Source organism: Vallitalea sediminicola (genome assembly GCF_054408565.1).
On the sequence record NZ_BTPT01000153.1, the window covers coordinates 1 to 232 of the forward strand.

1 pseudogene is annotated in these 232 nt (G+C 32.3%); it reads right to left on the minus strand.

The features are described 5' to 3' along the window. Positions 1-232, minus strand: a pseudogene (locus ACX6CF_RS26250) (IS4 family transposase); the annotation flags it as partial.

Genomic DNA, 232 nt, shown 5'->3' on the forward strand with positions numbered 1-232 from the left:
GATAAGAACTTACGCCAAGCATAGGTAGATTCATTCATAAAACGATAGTAAGTATTCTTTGAAACAGCCATATCGCCTTTCTTTGAATCAAGAAAGCGATATAGATTTTTACTTTGAAATACCAATAGTATTAAAAACTTAAAAACTTCATAGACTGAAATGCCACAAGCCTTACGAATACCAGCTTGACGAAGTAACCCTGCAATTTTTAGGGTCTTAAAAGTTTGAAATA